This window comes from Salmonella sp. NW38 (genome assembly GCF_051807745.1).
Lineage (GTDB): Bacteria > Pseudomonadota > Gammaproteobacteria > Enterobacterales > Enterobacteriaceae > Salmonella > Salmonella enterica.
The window spans coordinates 86,263-111,123 of the sequence record NZ_JAMMTO010000014.1; the positions used below are offsets into that span (position 1 = coordinate 86,263).

The following is a 24,861-nucleotide window of genomic DNA, read 5'->3' on the forward strand; positions in this document are numbered from 1 at the left end:
AATCGCTAACCTTATCTTCGTTCGTCAGGAGAAAGATTTCCAGCCCCGCGAGGCTGGAAGGCTCTAACTAACAAATGCGCTAGAGGATATGCGCCTGCACATCCGGATCTTTACGATCAAGATAGTGGATCGACTGAATGCGGCGGATGGTGCGTGATTTGCCGCGGATCAGCAGCGTTTCCGTCGTGGCAATATGGCCTTTCCGGCTAATTCCTTCCAGTAGATCGCCTTTCGTGATGCCGGTCGCGGAGAAAATAACATTATCGCTACGCGCCATGTCGCCCAGGCATAACGCCTTGCCCGCTTCAATGCCCATTGCTTTGCAGCGCGCCAGTTCCTGTTCGCCAATGCGGCGGTTTTCTTCGCTGTCGCCTTTCACGTCATGGCGCGCCAGCAGACGCCCCTGCATATCGCCGTCCAGCGCGCGGATCACCGCTGCGGATACCACGCCTTCTGGTGCGCCGCCAATCCCGTACAGCACGTCGACTTCGCTATCCGGCATACAGGTCAGAATTGAGGCCGCGACGTCGCCGTCAGGAATGGCAAACACGCGTACGCCCAGTTTGGCCATCTCTGCGATGACCTCGTCATGACGCGGTTTTGCCAGAATGGTCACGGTCAGATCGCCAAGCGGTTTACCCAGCGCATCCGCGATGTTGCGCAGGTTATCCGCCAGCGGCAGATTGAGATCGATCGCCCCTTTGGCGCCCGGACCGACAATCAGTTTTTCCATATACATATCGGGCGCGTTCAGGAAGCAGCCTTTATCGCCGACCGCCAGCACCGCCAGCGCGTTCGCCTGACCCATCGCCGTCATGCGCGTGCCCTCAATCGGATCGACGGCGATATCTACCGCATCGCCGTGGCCGGTACCGACTTTCTCGCCGATATAGAGCATCGGGGCCTCGTCGATTTCGCCTTCGCCAATCACGATGGTGCCGTCAATGTTGACCTGGTTGAGCATGATACGCATGGCGTTGACCGCCGCGCCGTCCGCGGTATTTTTATCGCCGCGTCCCAGCCATTTGTAGCCAGCCAGCGCCGCCGCTTCGGTCACACGGGAAAATTCGATGGCAAGTTCTCGTCTCATAACAAACTCGTAGCAAAAAGGAGTGGCGCGCAGTGTAGCACAGGGGAAGGAGGGAATAATTGATGTGTGTGCGGAGTTGCCCCCGCACAAAGATTTTGCCGGATGGCGACCTTACTTGTCGTGCTCTTCCCACGCCATTGCGCGTTTAACTGCTTTCTTCCAGCCGCTGTAACGGTAGTTACGCTCGGTGGTTTCAATGCCGGGGCGGAATTCTCGTTCAATGACGGCTTTTTCCTGCAACTCGTCCAGGTTCTGCCAGTAACCGACGGCCAGACCAGCCAGATAGGCGGCGCCCAGCGCGGTCACTTCGCGCACTTCCGGGCGTTCCACCCGCGTGCCGAGAATATCTGACTGGAACTGCATCAGGAAGTTGTTGGCCACTGCGCCGCCGTCCACACGCAAAGCATGCAGGCGGATACCGGAGTCGGCCTGCATCGCTTCCAGTACGTCGCGGGTCTGGTAAGCGATAGATTCGAGCGTCGCGCGGATAATGTGATTAGCGTTCACGCCGCGAGTCAGGCCAAAAATGGCGCCGCGGGCATACGGGTCCCAGTACGGCGCGCCCAGACCGGTGAAGGCCGGAACCACGTAGACGCCGTTGGTATCTTTCACTTTCGTGGCGAAATATTCGGAGTCGAACGCGTCGCTGATGAGCTTCATTTCATCACGCAGCCATTGAATGGACGCTCCCGCCATAAACACCGCGCCTTCCAGCGCATAGTTGACTTCGCCGCTTGGGCCGCAGGCGATGGTGGTCAGCAGGCCGTTTTCCGATTTTACCGCTTTCTCGCCGGTGTTCATCAGCATAAAGCAGCCGGTGCCGTAGGTATTCTTTGCCATTCCTTCCTTTACGCACAGTTGGCCGAATAGCGCGGCCTGCTGATCCCCGGCAATCCCGGCGATAGGAATACGTGTACCGCCTTTACCGCCAATATTGGTCTGGCCGTAGACTTCGGAGGACTTACGTACCTGGGGCAGCATCGCGCGTGGGATATCCAACACGTCCAGCATCTTATCGTCCCAGTCCAAATCATGGATGTTGAACAGCATGGTTCGTGAGGCGTTGGTGTAATCCGTAACGTGGACGCGGCCCTGCGTCATCTTCCAGATAAGCCAGGTATCCACCGTACCGAACAGCAGCTCGCCACGCTTCGCGCGTTCGCGCGAACCTTCCACATGGTCAAGGATCCATTTCACTTTAGTGCCAGAGAAGTACGGGTCGACGACCAGACCGGTATTGTCGCGGATGTAATCTTCCAGGCCGTCGCGTTTAAGCTGTTCGCAAATATCGGCGGTACGACGGCACTGCCAGACAATAGCGTTGTATATCGGTTTGCCGGTTTCACGTTCCCAGACGATCGCGGTTTCACGTTGGTTGGTGATACCGATAGCGGCAATCTGATCGGAACTGATATCGGCCTTAGCCAGCACTTCTACCAGCGTTGAGCTTTGGGACGCCCAAATTTCCATCGGGTCGTGTTCTACCCAGCCTGGCTTAGGATAAATTTGCTCAAATTCACGCTGTGATACGCTGACGATATTCGCGTCATGATCCATAACGACCGCGCGGGAGCTGGTGGTACCCTGGTCGAGCGCAACGATATATTTTTTTTCAGTCATAATTTTGTCCCGTAATCAGATTACAGCGAAGCATTTTGTTGTGTGGTCGCGGTGGAGTCCTTCTCTTCCACGACGCAGGTATCGCACGGCAAATGACGGCCAATAAATTTGCGATAAGCAAACGCGCCCAGAATGGCGCCGACGATGGGGCCAAACAGCGGCACCAGGAAGTAAGGAATGTCTCTACCGCCAGTAAATGCAATTTCACCCCAACCGGCAAGCCCGGCGAACATTTTGGGGCCAAAGTCACGCGCCGGATTCATCGCAAACCCGGTCAACGGCCCCATAGAGGCACCGATAACGGCGATCAGTAAACCAATGAGCAGTGGCGCAAGCGGACCGCGAGGTACGCCGTTACCGTCGTCGGTCAGCGCCAGAATCAGCCCCATCAGAATAGCGGTAATCACCATTTCAACCGCGAAGGCCTGCACAAAATTGATATGAGGATTCGGGTAAGTTGAGAAAATGCCTGCGAGATCGAGACTTTCAACGCTGCCACGGACGATATGGTGGGTTTGTTCGAAGTCCACAAAAAGATTGTAATAAAGCCCGTAAACTAACGCCGCTGCGCAAAAGGCGCCGGCAACTTGAGAAATAATAAAAGGAACAACTTTACGTTTGTCGAAACAGGCAAATAGCCAGAGTGCGATGGTCACTGCCGGGTTCAGGTGTGCGCCAGAAACACCTGCCGTCAGGTAGATAGCCATCGCTACCCCCAGACCCCAGATGACGCTGATTTCCCACTGTCCAAAAGTAGCTCCGGCAACTTTAAGCGCAGCGACACAACCCACACCGAAAAAAATCAACAACCCGGTACCGAGGAATTCAGCAATGCACTGGCCTTTTAAGGTTGATGTTTGACTCATAATCGGATCCTGAAGAGTATGTAATGATTATTGGTATGCGAGGAGGTCATGGACATCCACGATGCCCTGTAGGCACACTGTTAATTTATCGTTAACGAGCAAAAACGAGAAATATCGAAATCAAAATGTGTGTACTGCGTCAATAAAATGAGCGTTATCGCGCCATGAGGCGCATTTTGAGACAGCAGAAGAGAGTGAATTGAATCATTTCATTAACCAATATGTTAACACTTTTAAGTTATTGAATGAATGTTACCAGGAGATGGATGAAAATTGCTGCAAACCGCGATCTACGCGGTATGTCGCTGGACAGCGAGAGCGGGGCTTCATACAATCGACACTATATATTGTGCGCGTTTACGTGAAGCGTCGCCTTGCAATTCAGGAGAGGTAAGATCATGTCTTTAGAAGTGTTTGAGAAACTGGAAGCAAAAGTACAGCAGGCGATTGACACCATCACCCTGTTACAGATGGAAATTGAAGAGCTGAAAGAAAAGAACAACAGCCTGACGCAGGAAGTGCAGTCTGCACAGCATCAGCGTGAAGAACTCGAGCGTGAAAATAATTCTCTGAAGGAACAGCAGAGCGGCTGGCAGGAACGTTTGCAGGCGCTGCTTGGTCGTATGGAAGAAGTCTAATCCTCGTCATATTTCACGTTATGGCGGCGTTGGCTGCGTGCGTTCACCCCAGTCACATAGTGGCCTATGCTCCTGGGGATTCACTTACTTGCCGCCTTGCCCTGACGCGAAATCTATAGAGGATTTAGAATGCGGATACCGGTGGGCCGGATAAGGCGTAAGCTGCCATCCGGCAATCAGCGACAACGCATAAAAAAGGCGCCTTACGGCGCCTTTTTTGATCACTCGATATCAAGCGGGTCTTCGGAAAGGATAATCCCGGTGTTGTCGGCATAGAGATGATCGCCGGAGAAGAACGTCACGCCGCCGAAATTGACGCGCACATCGCTTTCCCCAATGCCTTCACCTGCGGCGCCAACCGGAATGGCGGCGATCGCCTGAATGCCGATATCCAGCTCTTCCAGATCGTCCACCTGACGCACCGCGCCATAGATAACCAGCCCTTCCCATTCATTTTGCGTGGCCAGACGCGCCAGCTCCGCATCGACTAATGCACGACGGACAGAACCGCCGCCATCGACCAGCAGAACCCGACCACGGCCATTTTGTTCGAGCAGATCGTACAGCAACCCGTTGTCCTCGAAACATTTTACCGTGATGATTTGTCCGCCAAACGACGACCGCCCTCCAAAATTAGAGAACAGCGGTTCCACGACGTTGACATCTTCCTGATAGATGTCACAAAGCTCGGAAGTATCGTATTTCATAGGCTTAACGTTCAGTTGCTGCGAGAATTTTTAGTATATCGCGCTAAGTATACTGTTGGCAAAATCATCAATTGTTAATTGATATTTGTCAGTTAAACGGCCCACTGACTTAAGAGTATCCCAATCACAAATAACAGGTTGGTTAACAACGCGCCTTTAACGGTACGTTCAAGCATCGGGCGCATTGCCGCAGGCTCCCTTTCGCGCATTACATAGCGCGCTTGTTTAATGAGCAATGGCGCGGCCAGAATAAACAACCATCCCCACGGACTGTGTAGCGAGAGCAGATTAAACAGCGTCAGACAGAGCAGCGCGCCTAGCAACAGGCAGGCGTGATAACGACGCGCGTTGACATCGCCCAGTCGTACCACAAGGGTGTTTTTGCCGTTCTCTCTGTCGCTATTAATATCGCGCAGGTTATTAATATTCAGCACCGCCGTCGCCAGTAAACCGCAGGCGGTGGCCGGGAGAATTAGCGCCGGAATCAGCGTATGCGCCTGGAGATACCAGCTCCCCATGACACTTAGCCAGCCAAAGAATACCAGGACAGAGATATCACCCAGCCCGATATAGCCGTAGGGCCGATTACCCACGGTGTAGGTGATGGCGGCGATAATCGACAGCCCGCCCAAAATCAGGAAGCCGACAAAATCGGTTAACGTATGGCACGCGACCGCCACCAGCGCCAGTCCGGAGATACAGATCAGCACGACGGTAATGATTAACGCCCGCTTCATCTCCTGCCGGGTGATGACGCCTTTTTGCATTCCCCGCAGCGGCCCGATGCGATCCGGTTTATCACTGCCTTTGACAGCGTCGCCATAATCGTTGGCGAGGTTGGATAAAATTTGCAGCAGCCCGGCGGTGATAAGAGCCAGCAGTGCGACCAGAGGATCGAAATAGCCTTGCCACCATGCCAGGGCCGTACCGACGATAATCGCCGCAAAGGCGAGGGGTAAGGTTTTGGGTCGTAAGCTTTCCAGCCAGGCCTGGGTGCGGCTAATTTGTTGTTGTTCAGTCATATTTAGCGCCAATAAAAATGGGGCTTTTCAGCCCCATCAACAGTGATGAAAATGCATTGGACGCGATTATAAGATAAAACGGCTTAGATCTTCATCTGCGACCAGCGCATCCAGATGTTTGCTCACATATTCCGCATCAATTGTGATGTTTTGGCCGTGCAGATCGCTGGCGTTATAGGAAATCTCTTCCATCAGACGCTCCAGTACGGTATGCAGACGGCGCGCGCCGATGTTTTCGGTGGTTTCGTTAACCTGCCAGGCGGCTTCGGCAATACGTTTAATACCGGAATCGGTGAACTCGATATTGACGCCTTCAGTTGCCATCAGCGCTTTATACTGCACGGTGACGGAGGCGTTTGGCTCGGTCAAAATGCGTTCGAAATCGCTGGTGGTCAGCGCCTGAAGTTCAACGCGAATCGGCAGACGGCCCTGCAGTTCCGGGATCAGATCAGACGGCTTCGCCACCTGGAACGCGCCAGAGGCGATAAACAGAATATGATCCGTTTTGACCATCCCGTGTTTGGTCGAAACCGTGCAGCCTTCTACCAGCGGCAGTAAGTCGCGCTGTACGCCTTCGCGTGAAACATCCGGGCCGGAGGTTTCGCCACGCTTACAAATTTTGTCAATTTCATCGATAAACACGATGCCGTGCTGTTCAACCGCGTCGATAGCGTCCTGTTTCAGCTCTTCCGGGTTGACCAGCTTAGCAGCCTCTTCTTCAACCAACAGTTTCATCGCGTCTTTAATTTTCAGCTTACGCGGTTTCTGTTTCTGACCGCCCAGGTTCTGGAACATAGACTGCAACTGGCTGGTCATCTCTTCCATGCCCGGAGGTGCCATAATCTCTACGCCCATCGGCGCGGCGGCGAGGTTAATCTCGATCTCTTTATCGTCGAGCTGGCCTTCGCGCAGTTTTTTGCGGAACGTTTGACGGGCGGCAGAAGGCTCCTGCTGCTGTTCGGCCTGGCCCCAGTTATTTTTTGCGGGTGGGATCAGTACGTCGAGAATACGTTCTTCCGCCAACTCTTCCGCACGATAGCGGTTTTTCTCGATAGCCTGTACGCGAACCATTTTCACAGCGGCATCGGTCAGATCGCGGATGATAGAGTCCACTTCTTTCCCGACATAGCCCACTTCGGTGAATTTGGTGGCTTCAACTTTAATGAACGGCGCGTTGGCGAGTTTTGCCAGACGACGGGCGATTTCGGTTTTACCGACGCCGGTCGGGCCAATCATCAGAATATTTTTCGGCGTTACTTCGTGGCGCAGCTCTTCATCAAGCTGCATACGACGCCAGCGGTTACGCAATGCAATCGCCACGGAACGCTTTGCGTTATCCTGGCCGATAATGTGTTTGTTCAGTTCGCTGACAATTTCGCGTGGGGTCATTTCAGACATGAGAGGTCCTTACGCTTTGGCGGTCAATTCTTCAATGGTGTGGAAATGGTTGGTGTAAATGCAGATATCGCCTGCAATATCCAACGCCTTTTCAGCAATTTCGCGCGCGCCGAGCTCGGTATTTTCCAACAGAGCGCGAGCGGCAGCCTGGGCATAAGGACCGCCGGAGCCGATAGCAATTAAATCGTTTTCAGGTTGCACGACATCGCCGTTACCCGTGATGATGAGCGAGGCGGTTTCATCCGCGACGGCCAGCAACGCTTCCAGTTTGCGTAGCATACGGTCGGTACGCCAGTCTTTCGCCAGTTCAACGGCGGCTTTGACCAGGTGCCCCTGATGCATTTCCAGTTTACGTTCAAACAGCTCGAACAGCGTGAATGCATCCGCAGTACCGCCCGCAAAGCCCGCAATGACCTTGTCGTTGTAGAGGCGGCGGACTTTCTTCACGTTGCCTTTCATTACTGTGTTACCCAGTGTGGCCTGACCATCACCGGCGATTACCACGTGGCCGTTACGGCGTACGCTTACTATTGTTGTCACGAGCAGACCCCTTGGTTACTAATGCTGAATTGCGGCCCCGTACGGCGTACGGGGCATAATGCAAGTATAGATGGGGGAGATTTTGAGGGTTTCAACCCCCGGTGGCGAGTCGAATGCAGTTTGTATGGCCCGCCATCTTCAGACGGTTAATGGTGCTGTCGGCATTTTCTTTACCTTTCACCGGCCCGATAACCACGCGATTCCAGCCGTTATTGGTGGTGATTTTGGAGTCAAAGCCTTCAAACGCCAGCTGAGCGCGGACGCTTTCTGCCTGCTCGGCGCCTTTGAATGAACCACATTGCACCATCCAGCGACGCTCATCTTTTTTCTCTGCTGTCGCCTTCGGCGCTTCAGGCGCGCGCGTAATGGGTGCGGCTTTCGGCGCTGCCGCGCTGGTATGCGCCGGCGTTTGCAGCAAATCCTGATAAGGTTGCTGCGAGGCCGTCTGCTTCGGCGGCTGACTTTGGCGCGCAGGTTGCGCCGGGGCGGACTGTACCGTGCGCGTTTGCGGCTGCTCGTTTACCCGCGGCTGCGTGCGTGGTTGCTGAACAGGCTGCGTTTGAGCCCACTGCTGCTGCTGCTGCTGCTGCTGCTGCTGCGCCTGACGCTGGCGCTGTAGCGTTTGTTGGCGTTGTTCTGGCGTCTGCTCGTTCCACGGCACTTCGTTAAGTTGCGTCGGCTGCTGACGCATATCCGCCTGCATCTGCTCCAGGAGTTGACGCTGCTCGCTGGTGAGCTGATTCGGATTCATGACTTCGCCGCCGGCGGACGGTTCCGTTGGCGTACGCACGCCCGGCTGGCGACTTTCCAGCTCTTTGATGTAACGCCAGCGCTCTTCCGGTTTTGGCGGAAGCCCATTGCCGGTGACTTTCTGGTTTTGTAGCGTTTCGGACTCTTCTTTCTTATGGTGAGTAATGAAGTACAGACCGCCGATAAAGGTCACAAGGACGGCTGCCGCAATCGCGACCATTGCCGGCGAGACGGCAGGCATGTTGCTTTGCTTCTTCCGTGAGTTCCGTGAGGTGCTCTTTTTGCGCCGCGAAGGAGCCGGTTGGCCGCGACGTACATAATCTCGTTGTGCCACTATCGTTTCGCTGTATTTATTCGTTCGTCAGCCCGTCATGTTACTGAAGCGGCGGGCCTTTGACCAGACAGGTGAGTCTTAAAGCTATTTACTTTAGGGTAAAGCGCGCGTAGAACCGCGAATAATCAGCTCGCAATCCATTAAACGCGAGCCGCTGCTCACATTTTGCCCCTGCATCTGATCGAGCAACAGCAGCATCGCCTCGCGACCAATGTCAAAACGCGGCTGCGCCACGGTTGTCAACGGAGGGTCGCAAAACTCGGCCAGCGCGATATTGTCAAAGCCGATAATCGACAGATCGTCAGGCACTTTCAGACCCTGGCGCTTGGCCCAGGAGAGGGCGCCCAGCGCCATTACGTCGCTATGACAAAAGACGGCGGTAGGCGGCAACGGTTGCTCAAGCAACTGCTTTAATGCGTTTGCCCCGGCTTCAAAGGTAAAGTCGCCACGGGCGATGTAATGCGGATCGACCACAATGCCACTGCGCCTTAATGCCTGTACGTAACCTTGTAAGCGATAGTGACAGAGCGGCATATCTTCCGGCCCCGCAATACAACCAATCCGCTTGTGGCCCAAATCCAACAGGTAGTTCATGGCATTGAACGCGGCGGTCAGGTTATCAATATGTACCGTCGGCAGTTCAAGCTCCGGCGCGAACTCATTCGACATCACCATCGGAGGCAAATTGCGCTGCTCCTCAACGCTGGCGTCAAAGGGCAGTCGGGAACTGAGAAGTACCATGCCGTCGATCTGTTTGGTGATGATGAGATTAAGAAAGGTTTTTTCTTTCTGGTTTTGATGGGCGCAATCGCCAATCAGCACCAGATACCCCTGTTCTGCCGCGGTCACTTCGATACCACGGATAATTTCACTGAAGAAGGGATCGCAAATATCCGGGACAATCACCAAAATCGTACGGGATTCATTGCGTTTTACATTTCGCCCCATCGACTGCGGGAAATAACCCACTTCAAGCGCGGCCTGTTCAACCCGGCTACGGGTCGACTGGGAGACTTTATCGGGGTTCATTAACGCGCGGGATACGGTTGCCGTAGAGACTTTCGCCTTCAACGCAACATCCTTCATCGTAGCGGCAGTAACCTGCTTGTTCGATTTCACTCTTTCTCCTCGCCTGGGAACTGCTGGCGCAGATCTATCCCTGGTAACACTCATCGAAAACATTTTTATCAGATAGTGCGTGGAAGCGGTTACAGAATTTTCATAAAAAGTGTGATGGATCTTTAATTTTACGATCCGCCTCGCATCGTGAGGACTATCCTTCAATCGGATCGACGTCCAGAACCCATTTAACTTTCCGCGCTTCAGGGAGCGTATTGATCAACGCCAGCGTGCCGCTGATGATGTGTTGCAGGCGAATCCGTGAAGGATGCTGAAGTAAAATTTGCCAGCGATAGCGGCCGCCGCGTTTTGGCGCGAGGGCCGGAACCGGACCTAAGATCCACAGCTTATCGTCTGATAGCGGGCTGGCCTGAATCAGATTACGCAACTGCTGGAGAAAGACGGGCGCCTGCTGATTGTTGTGATCCTCTGCGCGAATAATGACGTGGCTGGTCCACGGTGGAAGCTGGAGCGTTTGCCGTTCCGCCAGCGCCTGTTCCGCAAACGCATCATAGCCTTTATACAGTAACGTTTGCAGCAGGGGATGCTCAGGATGGTGCGTTTGGAGCACCACTTCGCCCTGTTTACCCGCGCGCCCGGCGCGGCCGGAAACCTGAGTGTAGAGCTGGGCGAAGCGTTCCGCCGAACGAAAATCTGCGGAAAAAAGCGCGCCATCGACGTCCAGCAACGCCACCAGCGTGACGTCCGGAAAGTGATGGCCTTTCGCCAGCATTTGTGTGCCTATCAGAATGCGCGCTCCGCCGCGGTGAACTTCCGCCAGATGCTGCTCCAGCTCGCCTTTACGACTGGTGGTATCACGGTCGATTCGTGAGATCGGCACGCCGGGGAAGAAGGGCGCCAGCACCTGCTCCAGTTGTTCCGTCCCTAACCCAACCGGTAGCATATGTGTGGAGCCGCAGGAGGGGCACTGACGCGGTACCGGACGCTGGCTGTCGCAGTGATGACAGCGTAAATGATGCTGCGCCTGGTGCAGCGTGTAGTAGTGATCGCAACGCGGGCACTCCGCAATCCAGCCGCAGTCGTGGCAAAGCAGCGCGGGCGCGAATCCCCGGCGGTTAAGAAATAAAATTACCTGATTGTCGGCCTGGAGATGTTGGCGCATACGGGCGATAAGGGCGGGCGCCAGTCCCGCCTGAAGACGCTGGCCTTTTAAATCCAGTACATGCTGCAGGGCTGGGCGGGCGTTGCCTGCGCGCCGCGTCAGACGCAGCATCCGGTATTTTTTCTGCCGCACGTTGCATAGCGTTTCCAGGGCTGGGGTGGCGGAGCCGAGAATAATCGGGATCTGTTCGCTATGGGCGCGATACACAGCCAAATCGCGGGCATGGTAGCGCCACCCTTCCTGCTGTTTATAAGAGCTGTCGTGCTCTTCGTCGATGACAATCACGCCAAGATTTTTAAACGGCGTAAACAGCGAGGAGCGCGTGCCGATGACAATCGCCGCTTCGCCGTTTTTCGCTTTCAGCCATGCCGAAAGACGCTCGCTGTCGTTTAGCCCGGAATGCAGCACTTCCACCGGCGCGTTAAAACGTTCGCGAAAACGGGCGATCGTTTGCGGCGTCAGGCCGATTTCCGGCACCATCACCAGCGCCTGTTTGCCCTGGGCGAGGACGTTTTCCAGTACGCTCAGATACACTTCGGTCTTGCCGGAACCGGTTACGCCTGCCAGCAACCAGGCGGAGAAACCGTCCGACGCGCTGTGAATCGCGCCGACTGCTGTCGCCTGTTCGGTATTCAGCCGCAGGCGCTCTCCTGTGACGGCATAATGCTCCCGCCAGTCGGTAAACGCGGGCGTTTCACTGGCAAGCTCACAAAGCCCCTTACGCCGCAGCGTTTGCAGCGTGGCGTCAGTAAAATCAAGCTCGGCTACCTGATAGCGCCAGATCTTTCCTTGCCGCAGCGCCGCCAACGCCTGTTGTTGTTTGGCGGAGCGTTTCAGGCTGTTGATGTCGACGGCTTGCCCCTCTTCGGTGGCGAACCAATACCATAGGGGCGCGTTGCTGGCTGGTTTTCCCTGACGCAATAAAACCGGCAGAGCGTGAAACAGAACGTCGCCGAGGGGATGGTGGTAGTAATCCGCCGCCCAGAGGAGTAAGCGCCAGATGGAGGGAGAAAAGATTGGCTCGTTATCCAGGATTTCAATGACCGATTTTAATTCATCGAGCGGCAATTCGCTGTGGTCGCTAACCGAGACGACAATGCCCACGCGCTCTTGCTGCTTGCCGAACGGCACGCGCACGCGGCACCCGGCTTTGGCGACCCCGCCTTCCGGCAGCAGGTAATCAAAGGTTCGGGGAAGCGGAACGGGCAAGGCAACGTGCGCGACGGACATAGCATCTTCCTGACTTGAAATTTCGTCGGGTAGTATACACATTACGATAAGGGAGCGCGGATCAGTTTGCATACGGTGGTCAAATTCTGTATGATTCGCCGCCTTTGGTGCGTGTTGTGAGCATCAAACCCTTTACTATTAACTTCGCGTGGTGTCTGGCGTTAGGGCTGGAAGAGCGACGCGGCCTTACACTGAGGTTCCCCATGAAAAAAGGTATTCACCCGAATTACGTAGAAATTACTGCAACCTGTTCTTGCGGTAATGTTATCAAAACCCACTCTACCGTGGGTCACGACCTGAACCTGGACGTGTGCGGCAAATGCCACCCGTTCTTCACTGGTAAGCAGCGTGTTGTTGATACCGGTGGTCGTGTTGAGCGCTTCAACAAGCGCTTCAGCATCCCTGGCAGCAAATAAGTTACCGCCAGAAAAAAAGCGCCGCAGGGCGCTTTTTTTGTTTTCTAGGGATAACAGTATTTGTTCAGACACATTCTGTGATCCGTAATCGCTTTCATTACGCTTCCTGCCGTGAGTTTTAACGAAGGATTTATAGTCAGTCCCGCGCTTTCCAGCCCCTTCGCTGTCCATTTATTGCAGGTATTGAGTATGCCGTAGCGGCCATTCGCGGCGTAAAACTGGCTATCGCCGTAAATTCCTTGTTTTAACGGAATCAGATTACCCTCTGCGTCACGCAGCAAAGCTGCGGCCCAGATAACGCATCAGACTGTTACGCTGGTTTGTGTGCAGGAGCAGTGATTTTATCTCGCTACCGGCGAAATAGCGTTCTGGTTTACCGGAAAAGGCGACGATGTGCATAACCGCGCCGGATGACCAGAACATGGCCTGGAGCGTAAGCGCGGTGGTTATTTCTTGTGACTGATAAAAGCCCTTATCGCCCCAGCCGATTTCATACCACTGCGTCTCCTGAGCGAACCGTTTTTTAAGCTGTGGCAGAACGGTATTAACATCATGGGCCGGCGCAATAATTCCCGTGTGCCAGCCATGACTGACGATATAGATTTCCGTCGGGGAGGGATGTCCGCCTGTCGTAGGTTTTACGGCTTGTGGAAAGGTTGTGCAGCCATATAGCAGTAAACTTAACCAGGCGATAAAGAGATTTTTCATGACATATCACCAGCAAAGGCGCGGTATGTTGTGGCGTTTGTCTAATGACGCTGCGTTTATCGGGTCGGTGCCGGATTGGTAATTCATTGATATTTTTGCATTCCTCTTCGAGGGCAATAAGGCGAATGTCATAACTACAATACGTTTTAACCATTCAGGCGGAAGTTAGCTTCCGCCTGTTTTACTTTTACTATCTCGCTTTATTTTTTAAACATCTGCTCTGGATCGATAATCAGCGCCCGATAACCCAGCATACCGGCACGGTTACTGTGTACTTTTAGCTCCAGCATCACATCCTGAGTACCGTCTTTGACTTCATCCAGAACGGAAACGATCGGTTTTGTACCGCTCATTCCCGCTGTAGCCGAGTACATGAGCATCGTTTTGGTTTCCGGGCGATATTCCGTGACGGAAGTAATGGCGCTGTACCAGTCAAAACCGCGCTCTTTACCATATTCCCATATTTGGGAAACCGTCATATTTTTTTCGTCAATCTGATATTCCACGCCGCGGGAATATTTCATTGACGGCATGGCCGGTTGTTCCATGCCGCGCGCATCGCCGTTATCAAAGGCGGTCACGACGGTTTTACCTCCGGTGCTTTTGGATGGCACTAACCAACCGGTATGTTGTGTCCATGTCCAGTCAAATCCACCGTCGCAGTGGTGCGCTTCGCAGGTCAGCGGTTTACCGTTGCTGTCTACGGGTTTCAGCACTTTTTTCGCCAGTTCGCCTTTCCAGCCGGATGGATCGGAAAGTATCCATTTCACTTTTTTATCGCGACCAATTTTGATGATGGCAGACTGGTGGCGCGAGCTAATGATAATGCTGTCGTCGCGAGGATCGTAGCTGACGGAGTTGACATGCGCCCAGTTGCGGCCCGGGCCGGAACCCGCGATATCGCCGAAGGGTTGCTTTGCAAGCTGCTCTTTGGTCATGACCTGACCGGAATGTTCGGCATCGACGCTCAAACATACCGCTCCCTGATCCATCGCCAGAATAACGTCGTCACGATAGGGGTCGAGGATTTTTGGCAGATCCCAGTAATCGACGGTATCGCCGTTCTGGTCAACTTCAAGAATATGATCACGTACCGTATTGATGGTGTATTTACCATTTAATGGATAATTTTCTTTTGCGACACGCAGCAGGTAGGTGCCTTTCGGCGTTTCGGTAATGGCGTGCGAAAAATCAATAAATCCTTTTGGCAGTCGTTTATCGGAAATAACGCGGCCTAAGAAATCATATTTAAAGTAACGTTGACCCTGGCCAAAAATAAGATTGCCATCGTTAACCTGATGGAAGCTCATCATGGAACCAAAGCGCGTTATATCATCCTGGTTACGGAATTTATCAATATTCATATAGCCGCGAACATCGCCATTCGTATCGCTAATCCAGTTGATACCGGTATAATCCCAGTTTGCCGCGCCGCCTGCGACATGCATAATGTGGCCGGCTCTTGGCATCCCTGTTATATGGTTAAAAAGATATAAGCGATTTTTAAGCGAGCTATCGACTTTAACCGGTTCTACCGTAGGAAGAACGGCAGTTTGCCCGGTAGTAGAGGGTAATGATACCGGTGCGGCGTAAATGGACCACGTATAAGTTTGTTTTTTACCTTCTTCAGTCCAGTCAACTTTAACTTTATTGACATAATCTGGATACAAGCCAAATACAGGTATGCCGTCATGGGTATTTATAGCCTGCGGGCCGACATCATAACTGATCGGGATGCCTTTTTCCCCTTTCCCTAAAACGGTAACCTTCACGTCCTGTACATTATGATTGGCTTTATTAATGATTGCTGTTAATGGGAAAACGCCGCCGTAGGGAGCGACATCGACCATACCTAATGGCCCTTCATGTACTGGAATGACATCTGCTGATGCGACCATTGGCCTGTTTGGGTCTAAAACGCCTGAGGCCAAAACGCTGCCGCTCAAACACAGGCAGCATAATACAGATAAGACTTTCCTTGTAAATAACATATTTATTTCCCCATTCGATATTATCGATAAAATGAATGTATATTAACCTTCTTATTTATCGGAGATGAAAAAACATTTAAAAAAGTAAAACAATCCGCGGAGGGGAATAATGATGTTGGTCACAAATATGAGGTGTCCATGGTCTTTTTAACAATACTCATCGTTATACTATTTGTTCAGTAAATATATGGTGGTGTATTATTATTCATGTGCGCTTTGCTACGTGAAACTTTAAATAAAGATTGGAAGTTTAAATATAATAAAATTATATCGGTTATGGCATGCCGGGAATTTTTTCAGGAAAATAACGAAGAGAAACTTATCATGTCTGACAAATTTATCCACCGAGGGCTATTCGGGAAGATGAACATTTAGAAAAATGTCGGAGATAGCCGTGTACGGCGGGAATCGTTAAAAAAGCGCGGCCAGAGGCGTTCTGACCGCATGCTTTGCTATCAGTATTCCCACGTTTCCGGGTCAATCCCCATCTCACGCATGATCTCTTTTGCCGCTTCCGGGATTTCATCGCTGCGCTCTTTTCGCAGATCGGCATCATCCGGCAAGGGTTGCCCGGTAAAGGCGTGCAGAAATGCTTCACACAACAGCTCGCTGTTGGTGGCGTGGCGCAGGTTGTTCACCTGACGACGCGTACGTTCATCGGTGAGGATTTTTAACACCTTCAGAGGAATGGAAACCGTAATTTTTTTGACTTGCTCACTCTTCTTACCGTGCTCAGCGTATGGGCTGATATATTCGCCGCTCCATTCAGCCATGAGATACTTAATCCTCTTCGTCATTAATATTGAGGTCTGAACCTGAGCCCGGACCATAATCGCGCGTAGTTTACCGTAGTGGCGCGGCCCTGACACGAAGTTAGCGGTCGCAGATGTGCGCTAATGCATATAATTTTAACGGCTATTTGCGGTTTGCTCAATCTATACGCAAAGAAGTTTAGATGTCCAGATGTATTGACGTCTATTGTGGTAGTGGTTAATCTGTGGCCTGACTTTCACCGACTCAGCCAGGAATATCTTCATATGACGCGTAAACAGGCCACTATCGCAGTGCGTAGCGGATTAAACGACGACGAGCAATACGGCTGCGTTGTGCCGCCAATCCATCTCTCCAGTACCTATAACTTTACCGGTTTCAATGAGCCGCGCGCGCATGATTATTCCCGCCGCGGTAATCCCACGCGTGATGTGGTTCAGCGCGCATTAGCGGAACTGGAAGGCGGCGCGGGCGCGGTATTGACGAATACCGGCATGTCGGCGATTCATCTGGTCACCACCGTTTTCCTCAAGCCGGGCGATCTGCTGGTCGCGCCGCATGATTGCTATGGTGGCAGTTATCGTCTGTTTGACAGTCTGGCGACACGCGGCTGTTATCGTGTGCGGTTTGTCGATCAGGGCGATGAACGCGCCTTACAGGCGGCGCTGGAAGAAAAACCGAAGCTGGTGCTGGTAGAAAGTCCAAGTAATCCATTGTTACGCGTGGTGGATATTGCGAAAATCTGTCGGCTGGCGCGCGAGGCGGGCGCAGTGAGCGTCGTTGATAACACGTTTTTAAGCCCGGCGCTGCAAAATCCGCTGGCGTTGGGTGCCGATCTGGTGTTGCATTCATGCACGAAATATCTCAACGGTCATTCGGATGTCGTGGCCGGCGTGGTGATTGCTAAAGATCCGGAAATGGTCACTGAACTGGCGTGGTGGGCGAATAATATTGGCGTGACGGGCGGGGCGTTTGATAGTTATCTGCTGCTGCGTGGTTTGCGAACTCTGGTGCCGCGTATGGAGCTGGCGCAGCGCAACGCGCAGGCGATTGTGGATTACCTGCAAACCCAGCCGTTGGTGAAAAAACTGTATCACCCGTCGCTGCCGGAAAATCAGGGGCATGAAATTGCCGCGCGCCAGCAAAAAGGCTTTGGCGCAATGTTGAGTTTTGAACTGGATGGGGATGAGGAGACGCTGCGTCGTTTTCTGGGCGGGCTGTCGCTGTTTACGCTGGCGGAATCTTTAGGGGGAGTGGAAAGTTTGATCTCGCACGCCGCCACCATGACGCATGCCGGTATGTCGCCGCAGGCGCGTGCCGCCGCCGGGATCTCCGAAACGCTACTGCGTATCTCCACCGGTATTGAAGATGGCGAAGATTTAATTGCCGACCTGGAAAATGGCTTCCGGGCTGCAAACAAGGGGTAAACATGAGTGTGATTGCGCAGGCAGGGGCGAAAGGTCGTCAACTGCATAAATTTGGCGGCAGTAGTCTGGCGGATGTGAAGTGTTACCTGCGTGTCGCAGGCATTATGGCGGAGTATTCGCAGCCTGACGATATGATGGTAGTGTCCGCCGCAGGCAGTACCACCAACCAGTTGATTAGCTGGCTCAAGTTAAGCCAGACCGATCGCCTTTCTGCGCATCAGGTATTACAGACGTTACGCCGCTACCAGTGCGATCTGATTAGCGGGCTGCTTCCCGCCGACGCGGCAGATGACTTAACCAGCGCTTTTATCAGCGATCTGGAACGTCTTGCCGCCTTGCTCGACGGCGGCGTAACGGATGCCGTCTATGCCGAGATTGTCGGACACGGCGAAATTTGGTCGGCGAGATTGATGTCCGCCGTCCTGAATCAGCAGGGGCTGGATGCCGCCTGGCTGGACGCGCGCGCATTTTTACGCGCCGAACGCGCCGCACAGCCGCAGGTTGATGAAGGGCTATCTTATCCTTTATTGCAACAGCTACTGGCGCAGCATCCTGGCAAACGTCTGGTCGTGACCGGCTTTATCAGCCGCAATCATGACGGCGAAACGGTCCTGTTAGGCCGGAACGGTTCCGACTATTCCGCCACGCAAATCGGCGCGCTGGCGGGCGTTTCCCGCGTGACCATCTGGAGCGATGTCGCGGGCGTTTATAGTGCCGACCCGCGCAAAGTGAAAGATGCCTGCCTGCTGCCGTTGCTGCGTTTGGACGAAGCCAGCGAGCTGGCGCGTCTGGCGGCGCCTGTTCTGCACGCCCGCACGCTACAGCCAGTGTCCGGCAGCGATATCGATTTGCAGTTGCGCTGTAGCTACACGCCGGATCAAGGTTCAACCCGAATTGAACGGGTGCTGGCTTCCGGGACGGGCGCGCGTATCGTGACCAGTCACGATGATATCTGTCTGATTGAGTTTCAGGTGCCCGCCAGCCAGGATTTCAGGCTGGCGCATAAAGAGCTCGACCACATTTTAAAACGGGCGCAGGTGCGTCCGCTGGCGGTGGGCGTGCATCGCGATCGCCAGTTATTACAGTTCTGCTATACCGCCGAGGTAGCGGATAGCGTACTGAAACTCCTCGACGATGTCGGGCTGCCGGGCGAATTGCGCCTGCGGCAGGGGCTGGCGCTGGTGGCGATGGTCGGTGCGGGCGTCACTCGCAATCCGCTACACTGCCATCGCTTCTGGCAGCAGTTGAAAGGTCAGCCAGTGGAGTTTACCTGGCAGTCGGAGGAGGGCATCAGTCTGGTGGCGGTGCTGCGTACCGGCCCGACTGAGAGCCTGATTCAGGGGCTGCACCAGTCTGTTTTCCGCGCCGAAAAACGCATTGGCCTGATGCTGTTCGGTAAGGGGAACATCGGCTCCCGTTGGCTGGAACTATTTGCCCGTGAACAAAGCACGCTTTCCGCGCGTACTGGTTTTGAATTTGTGCTGGCGGGCGTGGTGGATAGCCGCCGTAGCCTGTTGAATTATGAAGGGCTGGACGCCAGCCGCGCGCTGGCATTCTTTGATGATGAAGCCGTTGAGCAGGACGAAGAGTCGCTATTCCTGTGGATGCGTGCGCATCCGTATGATGATTTAGTGGTGCTGGATGTGACAGCAAGCGAGCAACTGGCCGATCAGTACCTTGATTTCGCCAGCCACGGTTTTCATGTGATTAGCGCCAATAAACTGGCGGGCGCAAGCGCCAGCGATAAGTATCGCCAGATTCATGACGCGTTTGAAAAAACCGGGCGTTACTGGCTGTATAACGCCACCGTGGGCGCGGGATTGCCGATCAACCACACTGTGCGGGATCTGATTGACAGCGGCGATACGATTCTCTCGATCAGCGGGATCTTCTCCGGGACGCTATCCTGGCTGTTCCTGCAATTTGACGGCACGGTGCCGTTTACCGATCTGGTGGATCAGGCCTGGCAGCAGGGGCTGACCGAACCCGATCCGCGCGTCGATCTTTCCGGAAAAGATGTCATGCGTAAGCTGGTGATTCTGGCGCGCGAGGCGGGATACGACATCGAGCCGGATCAGGTGCGTGTAGAATCGTTGGTGCCGGCGCACTGTGAAGAAGGGTCTATCGATCACTTTTTCGAAAACGGCGACGTGCTGAATGAACAGATGGTACAGCGTCTGGAAGCAGCCCGCGAACTGGGGCTGGTGTTGCGTTATGTGGCGCGTTTCGACGCCAATGGCAAAGCGCGCGTCGGCGTTGAAGCGGTGCGTCCGGAACATCCGCTGGCGGCGTTGCTGCCGTGCGATAATGTCTTTGCTATTGAAAGCCGCTGGTATCGCGATAACCCGTTGGTGATCCGTGGGCCGGGCGCGGGTCGCGATGTGACCGCCGGGGCGATTCAGTCTGACATCAACCGCCTGGCGCAGCTATTGTAATACGCCTGCCTGCCGGATAGCGGCTTCGCCAGATCCGGCAGCGGGCAAACCGGGGTATCTGTTTATTCTTCGTCAGATGCGTTTTCTGCATTGGCGACGATAAATCGGTTCATCTTCGCCTGAATAATGGCTATGCCGACAGGGGGGAACAGCAAGGCCCAAAATAGCGCCCAGCCGCTCTTTATCCCCGTATTTTCGTTTGCATTCGCCAGCAATGTTCGGATTTCGCCGCTAAGCGTCAGACACAATATTGCTGTGCTATGATAAGCCTGACTACGTCAGATGGGCCATTTACGCAAACGAGAATAACACCAATACGATCGGCTGGAATAGACAGTGATTTACTCCAAAAATAAAGACCATACGACGATCCCAGCGAACTGATAAAAGAGAGCACCAAAAAGAAAAAAGTGATCCCCCAGAATCGATAGCTACTCAGGAGATCGGCGCAGGTCCATTTTTTATCTGACATTGACGGTAAAGTAATTTCCATATTTATCCCTTGTTTTCCATAGAAAATAAGAATGTATAGAACTATTTAACTTGATAATAAATATTGATTATGTGAACAACGTTTATAGCCGATCTTAACTTAAAACGAAGGGCCATTTTATCAAATAGTTCTATTCTTTTTCAGCGTGTAAAAGCAGGATGTGAGGTGATTAAATCTATAACGCCTCCTGAATGATATTCTGTGATTTTTTATGCGTGGCATTACATCATTGGGTTAAATGTGATTCCATTGTGAGTTATATTTTTCCGTCAGCAAATACAGAATTTGCGTGACGCGTTTGGCGGAATAGTGGGCGCTTTGCTGGAATTCAGGTTGTTGCCATAGCCAGGTAACAAAGCGGCGACTGGCCGCCAGATTAACGGCGACACCTTGTTCTAAGTGGGAACCAGTTAACGAACAGACCATTTTGCGGTTGTGACCTTGCCCCCAGAGTTGCCACTGATTTTGCCACCATCCCTGCCATGTTTTGCCTAACAGTTGCCACTCTGCGCGGCAATCGTCATCGTTTATCTCTTCCTCAACGAACCACAGCGAGGAGAGACGCTGGCGAAACCGCTCCGCCCATGCCGTAATGACCGCGCCGCGCAAAAAACACTCATGGGCAATGATGTGTGTCGTGACATCAGGAAAGCGGTTTTTCAGCACCCGAAAATGACCATGCGCCGTAATGACCGGGCGAAGTATTGTTCCTTGCGCGTTACGTTTAAGCGCCGCCGGGCCATACTGAATCTCATCGAACTGACTGCGCTGTAAAAATTGCCGTTCTTTAATGGCGATACGGTGGATAATATCGCCATCCTCACCCTCGGGCGGCGCAATTCCTTTCCAGTGGTAATGCAAACTCTTTCCGGCAGAAAGTAACGTGAAATTGCTGGAAAGGTGAAGAACATTGCCGCGAACAGCGTCAAAACTGAATAAAAAGTACAATTGCTGGAAGGCATTCGCTCCCTGAAACGGTACGAGCAGCGGAATACTGCAAATCTGTTCCGGCGTTTCGGCGACATTCAGCGCGTGCTGTTTTGGCGTCCAGACCTTCTTACAGTACTGGCACTGAAGTCGCTGCGTTCCGCCGGGATTACGTCCATAACGAATCCATGTTTTTTGATAGCAGTCGGGGCAAAAGTGACCATGCTCTTTGGCATATTGCGCGATATAAGCAGACGCCCAGCGGCGAAATTCCCCCTCGTTGAAGAGCGGTGGATAACTGCCGCAGGCTCGACAATGCAATGCCGGATAACCCAGGCGATAGTCCGGCCACACATAATCCGGCGAGTCAGGCAGCCCAAGATTGCGACAACCAGCGCTTTTGCAGGCATTAATGGTGAACAGAGGCGGCATACATTTTACCAACGATTTTGGCAGGTCGTTGATTCTGCCTTCATAAAACGGTACGCGGGTGTGAGGACTCTCACATAAAAAAACCTTTCAGAACGTAACGTAGCGAATCTTTATATGACTGAAAGGGACTTATTTATGAAAGTAAAACTGCTTGCTGCCGGTATTTTGTTCACGCTGCCGTTCTGGGCCTGCGCTAAAGATGTCACCATTATTTACACCAACGATCTACACGCCCATGTGGAGCCTTATAAAGTGCCGTGGATTGCTGACGGTAAACGCGATATTGGCGGTTGGGCCAATATCACCACGTTGGTGAAGCAGGAAAAAGCCAAAAATAAGGCGACGTGGTTTTTTGATGCCGGAGATTACTTTACCGGACCGTATATCAGCAGCCTGACGAAGGGTAAAGCGATTATCGATATTTTGAATACCATGCAGTATGACGCTGCCACTATCGGTAATCATGAGTTCGATCATGGCTGGGACAATACATTGTTGCAACTTAGCCGGGCGAAATTCCCTATCGTACAGGGCAATATTTTTTATGAGGACAGCAGTAAACCCTTCTGGGATAAGCCGTACACCATTGTTGAAAAAGATGGCGTCAAGATTGGCGTAATCGGCTTACACGGTGTCTTTGCTTTTAATGATACGGTTTCTGCCGCGACGCGCGTGGGCATTGAGGCACGCGATGAGATTAAGTGGCTGCAACGTTACATTGATGAACTTAAAGGTAAAGTCGATCTGACCGTCGCGCTGATCCACGAGGGCACCCCGGCCCGCCAGTCCAGCATGGGGAATACCGATGTGCGACGCGCGCTGGATAAAGATATTCAGACCGCAAGTCAGGTAAAAGGGCTGGATATTTTGATTACCGGCCACGCGCATGTCGGTACGCCGGAACCGATTAAAGTCGGCAATACGCTGATCCTCTCAACGGACAGCGGCGGCATTGATGTCGGCAAACTGGTGCTGGACTACCAGGAAAAGCCGCATCAGTTTACCGTGAAGAACTTCGAGCTGAAGACCATTTTTGCTGATGAGTGGAAGCCAGATCCGCAAACGAAACAGGTGATCGACGGCTGGAACAAAAAGCTCGATAAAGTCGTGCAGCAGACGGTGGCGCAGTCGCCGGTTGAGCTGACCCGCGCGTATGGCGAATCGTCGTCGCTGGGGAATCTGGCGGCGGATGCGCTGCTTTTTACGGCGGGGAAAGACACCCAGTTAGCGCTTACTAACTCTGGCGGTATCCGCAACGAAATCCCGGCTGGCGCGGTGACGATGGGGGCGGTAATCAGTACCTTCCCGTTCCCTAATGAACTGGTCACGATGGATTTAACCGGTAAACAATTGCGCAGCCTGATGGAGCATGGCGCCGGATTAAGCAACGGCGTATTGCAGGTGTCTAAAGGGCTGGAGATGAAGTATGACAGCAGCAAACCTATCGGTCAGCGGGTTACCGTGCTGACGCTCAATGGCAAACCGATTGACGATGCGGCGGTTTATCACATCGCCACCAACAGCTTCCTTGCCGACGGCGGCGATGGTTTTGCGGCGTTCACGGAAGGCCAGGCGCGGAATACCTCCGGCGGCTACTATGTGTCGAATGCGATAGTTGATTACTTTAAGGCGGGCAACACCATCACGGATGAGCAGCTCAAAGGGATGCGCGTTGCGGATGTGAAGAAGTAATTTCCCCTGCCGCGGCGCGTTCAGTGTCGCGGCGTGACATGAAGAAAATTCAACTTTGCTGAATATTCCTCATTCTTTGGCGTGATTTTTCAGTTGACGTCCTTCTGCTTTTCCGTCATTTTTACATCTGGACGTCTAAACGGATAGATGTTTACAACACAACAAATAATAACATGCGATTGATGAGGTAAGGTATGAGCTTTTTTCACGCCAACCAGCGGGAAGCCCTGAATCAGAGCCTGGCGGAAGTACAGGGTCAGATTAACGTTTCGTTTGAATTTTTCCCGCCGCGCACCAGTGAAATGGAGCAAACCCTGTGGAACTCCATCGATCGCCTGAGCAGTCTGAAACCGAAGTTTGTTTCGGTAACGTATGGCGCCAACTCTGGAGAACGTGACCGCACTCATAGCGTTATTAAAGGCATTAAAGAGCGTACTGGGCTTGAGGCCGCGCCGCACCTTACCTGTATTGACGCCACGCGCGATGAGCTGCGCACCATCGCCCGCGACTACTGGAATAACGGTATCCGCCACATTGTTGCTTTGCGCGGCGATTTGCCGCCGGGCAGCGGTAAGCCGGAGATGTACGCCGCCGATCTGGTTGGTTTGCTCAAAGAGGTGGCCGATTTCGATATTTCAGTAGCGGCCTATCCGGAGGTACATCCGGAAGCGAAAAGCGCGCAGGCCGATCTGCTTAATCTGAAGCGTAAAGTGGATGCTGGCGCTAACCGCGCGATAACCCAATTTTTCTTCGATGTGGAAAGCTACCTGCGTTTTCGCGACCGCTGTGTTTCCGCCGGTATCGACGTAGAAATTATTCCCGGCATTTTACCAGTGTCTAACTTTAAACAGGCGAAAAAATTTGCCGATATGACCAATGTCCGCATTCCGTCCTGGATGTCACTGATGTTTGAGGGGCTGGATGATGACGCAGAAACCCGCAAGCTGGTGGGCGCTAACATTGCGATGGACATGGTGAAAATTTTAAGTCGCGAAGGAGTGAAGGATTTCCACTTCTACACGTTGAATCGTGCGGAAATGAGTTATGCCATTTGCCACACACTTGGCGTAAGACCGGGTTTATAACCTCCAGCTCCCTGCCGGGAGCTTTATTACACCTCATATTGATCTAC

General features: G+C 53.1%; 19 protein-coding genes and 2 pseudogenes. 6 read left to right on the plus strand and 15 right to left on the minus strand.

Going from position 1 to position 24,861, the window contains the following annotated elements; genetic code table 11:
- Positions 1-79: 79 nt before the first annotated feature.
- From glpX to NA624_RS21130, 3 genes are all read right to left on the minus strand, one after another.
- Complete coding sequence (glpX, locus tag NA624_RS21120) at positions 80-1,090, minus strand: class II fructose-bisphosphatase (RefSeq protein WP_001250624.1); 1,011 nt, start codon at positions 1,088-1,090, stop codon at positions 80-82.
- 111 nt (positions 1,091-1,201) lie between these two features.
- Positions 1,202-2,710: a glycerol kinase GlpK gene (gene glpK / locus NA624_RS21125; RefSeq protein WP_000136807.1), complete on the minus strand. Its 1,509-nt coding sequence runs from the start codon at positions 2,708-2,710 to the stop codon at positions 1,202-1,204.
- A 20-nt stretch (positions 2,711-2,730) separates the two neighbouring features.
- Positions 2,731-3,576, minus strand: coding sequence for an MIP/aquaporin family protein (locus tag NA624_RS21130; RefSeq protein ID WP_000084285.1), 846 nt, complete (start codon positions 3,574-3,576; stop codon positions 2,731-2,733).
- A 398-nt stretch (positions 3,577-3,974) separates the two neighbouring features.
- Here NA624_RS21130 and zapB point away from each other — a divergent pair, with 398 nt between their 5' ends.
- Positions 3,975-4,214: a septal ring assembly protein ZapB gene (gene zapB, locus NA624_RS21135; RefSeq protein ID WP_000051370.1), complete on the plus strand. Its 240-nt coding sequence runs from the start codon at positions 3,975-3,977 to the stop codon at positions 4,212-4,214.
- 221 nt (positions 4,215-4,435) lie between these two features.
- Here the strand turns inward: zapB and rraA are convergent, their stop codons facing one another.
- The 7 genes from rraA to priA form a co-directional block, all read right to left on the minus strand.
- Positions 4,436-4,921, minus strand: a complete 486-nt coding sequence (rraA, locus tag NA624_RS21140) for a ribonuclease E activity regulator RraA (protein WP_000872918.1) — start codon at positions 4,919-4,921, stop codon at positions 4,436-4,438.
- Positions 4,922-5,013: 92 nt separating this feature from the next.
- Positions 5,014-5,943: a 1,4-dihydroxy-2-naphthoate polyprenyltransferase gene (menA, locus tag NA624_RS21145; RefSeq protein WP_000139641.1), complete on the minus strand. Its 930-nt coding sequence runs from the start codon at positions 5,941-5,943 to the stop codon at positions 5,014-5,016.
- Between the two features lie 66 nt (positions 5,944-6,009).
- Positions 6,010-7,341, minus strand: a complete 1,332-nt coding sequence (gene hslU / locus NA624_RS21150; protein WP_001293360.1) for an HslU--HslV peptidase ATPase subunit — start codon at positions 7,339-7,341, stop codon at positions 6,010-6,012.
- Positions 7,342-7,350: 9 nt separating this feature from the next.
- Positions 7,351-7,881 (minus strand): ATP-dependent protease subunit HslV, encoded by a 531-nt coding sequence (gene hslV, locus NA624_RS21155; protein ID WP_000208240.1) that lies wholly within the window; start codon positions 7,879-7,881, stop codon positions 7,351-7,353.
- Between the two features lie 91 nt (positions 7,882-7,972).
- Positions 7,973-8,965, minus strand: coding sequence for a cell division protein FtsN (gene ftsN / locus NA624_RS21160; protein WP_000068798.1), 993 nt, complete (start codon positions 8,963-8,965; stop codon positions 7,973-7,975).
- A 93-nt stretch (positions 8,966-9,058) separates the two neighbouring features.
- A complete protein-coding gene (cytR, locus tag NA624_RS21165) occupies positions 9,059-10,084 on the minus strand; it encodes a DNA-binding transcriptional regulator CytR (RefSeq protein WP_000841337.1) in 1,026 nt (341 codons plus the stop codon).
- Between the two features lie 154 nt (positions 10,085-10,238).
- Positions 10,239-12,437: a primosomal protein N' gene (priA, locus tag NA624_RS21170; RefSeq protein ID WP_000109395.1), complete on the minus strand. Its 2,199-nt coding sequence runs from the start codon at positions 12,435-12,437 to the stop codon at positions 10,239-10,241.
- Positions 12,438-12,640: 203 nt separating this feature from the next.
- Here priA and rpmE point away from each other — a divergent pair, with 203 nt between their 5' ends.
- Entirely contained in the window at positions 12,641-12,853 is a 213-nt protein-coding gene (gene rpmE / locus NA624_RS21175; protein WP_000715284.1) for a 50S ribosomal protein L31, read from the plus strand.
- 44 nt (positions 12,854-12,897) lie between these two features.
- On the opposite strand, the pseudogene NA624_RS21180 reads toward rpmE, so the two are convergent.
- The 3 genes and pseudogenes from NA624_RS21180 to metJ all read right to left on the minus strand — a co-directional run bounded on the left by NA624_RS21180 (position 12,898) and on the right by metJ (position 16,325).
- Positions 12,898-13,561: pseudogene (locus NA624_RS21180) on the minus strand (TIGR02117 family protein).
- Positions 13,562-13,761: 200 nt separating this feature from the next.
- Positions 13,762-15,552: an aryl-sulfate sulfotransferase gene (locus NA624_RS21185; protein WP_000899650.1), complete on the minus strand. Its 1,791-nt coding sequence runs from the start codon at positions 15,550-15,552 to the stop codon at positions 13,762-13,764.
- A 455-nt stretch (positions 15,553-16,007) separates the two neighbouring features.
- Positions 16,008-16,325, minus strand: coding sequence for a met regulon transcriptional regulator MetJ (gene metJ, locus NA624_RS21190; RefSeq protein ID WP_000852811.1), 318 nt, complete (start codon positions 16,323-16,325; stop codon positions 16,008-16,010).
- A gap of 264 nt (positions 16,326-16,589) precedes the next feature.
- On the opposite strand from metJ, the gene metB reads away from it, so the two are divergent.
- Both metB and metL read left to right on the plus strand, forming a co-directional pair.
- On the plus strand, positions 16,590-17,750 hold the full coding sequence (gene metB, locus NA624_RS21195; RefSeq protein ID WP_000197211.1) for a cystathionine gamma-synthase: 1,161 nt from the start codon (positions 16,590-16,592) through the stop codon (positions 17,748-17,750).
- Positions 17,751-17,752: 2 nt separating this feature from the next.
- A complete protein-coding gene (gene metL / locus NA624_RS21200) occupies positions 17,753-20,185 on the plus strand; it encodes a bifunctional aspartate kinase/homoserine dehydrogenase II (RefSeq protein ID WP_000110808.1) in 2,433 nt (810 codons plus the stop codon).
- A gap of 62 nt (positions 20,186-20,247) precedes the next feature.
- Here metL and NA624_RS21205 read toward each other — a convergent pair.
- Together NA624_RS21205 and NA624_RS21210 are read right to left on the minus strand one after the other, a co-directional pair.
- Positions 20,248-20,678 (minus strand): annotated as a pseudogene (locus tag NA624_RS21205) (hypothetical protein).
- A gap of 234 nt (positions 20,679-20,912) precedes the next feature.
- A complete protein-coding gene (locus NA624_RS21210; protein ID WP_001134815.1) occupies positions 20,913-22,037 on the minus strand; it encodes a hypothetical protein in 1,125 nt (374 codons plus the stop codon).
- A gap of 135 nt (positions 22,038-22,172) precedes the next feature.
- On the opposite strand from NA624_RS21210, the gene NA624_RS21215 reads away from it, so the two are divergent.
- Together NA624_RS21215 and metF are read left to right on the plus strand one after the other, a co-directional pair.
- Complete coding sequence (locus NA624_RS21215; RefSeq protein WP_000865245.1) at positions 22,173-23,729, plus strand: bifunctional metallophosphatase/5'-nucleotidase; 1,557 nt, start codon at positions 22,173-22,175, stop codon at positions 23,727-23,729.
- A 194-nt stretch (positions 23,730-23,923) separates the two neighbouring features.
- Entirely contained in the window at positions 23,924-24,814 is an 891-nt protein-coding gene (gene metF, locus NA624_RS21220) for a methylenetetrahydrofolate reductase (protein WP_000007507.1), read from the plus strand.
- The last annotated feature ends 47 nt before the right edge of the window (positions 24,815-24,861 follow it).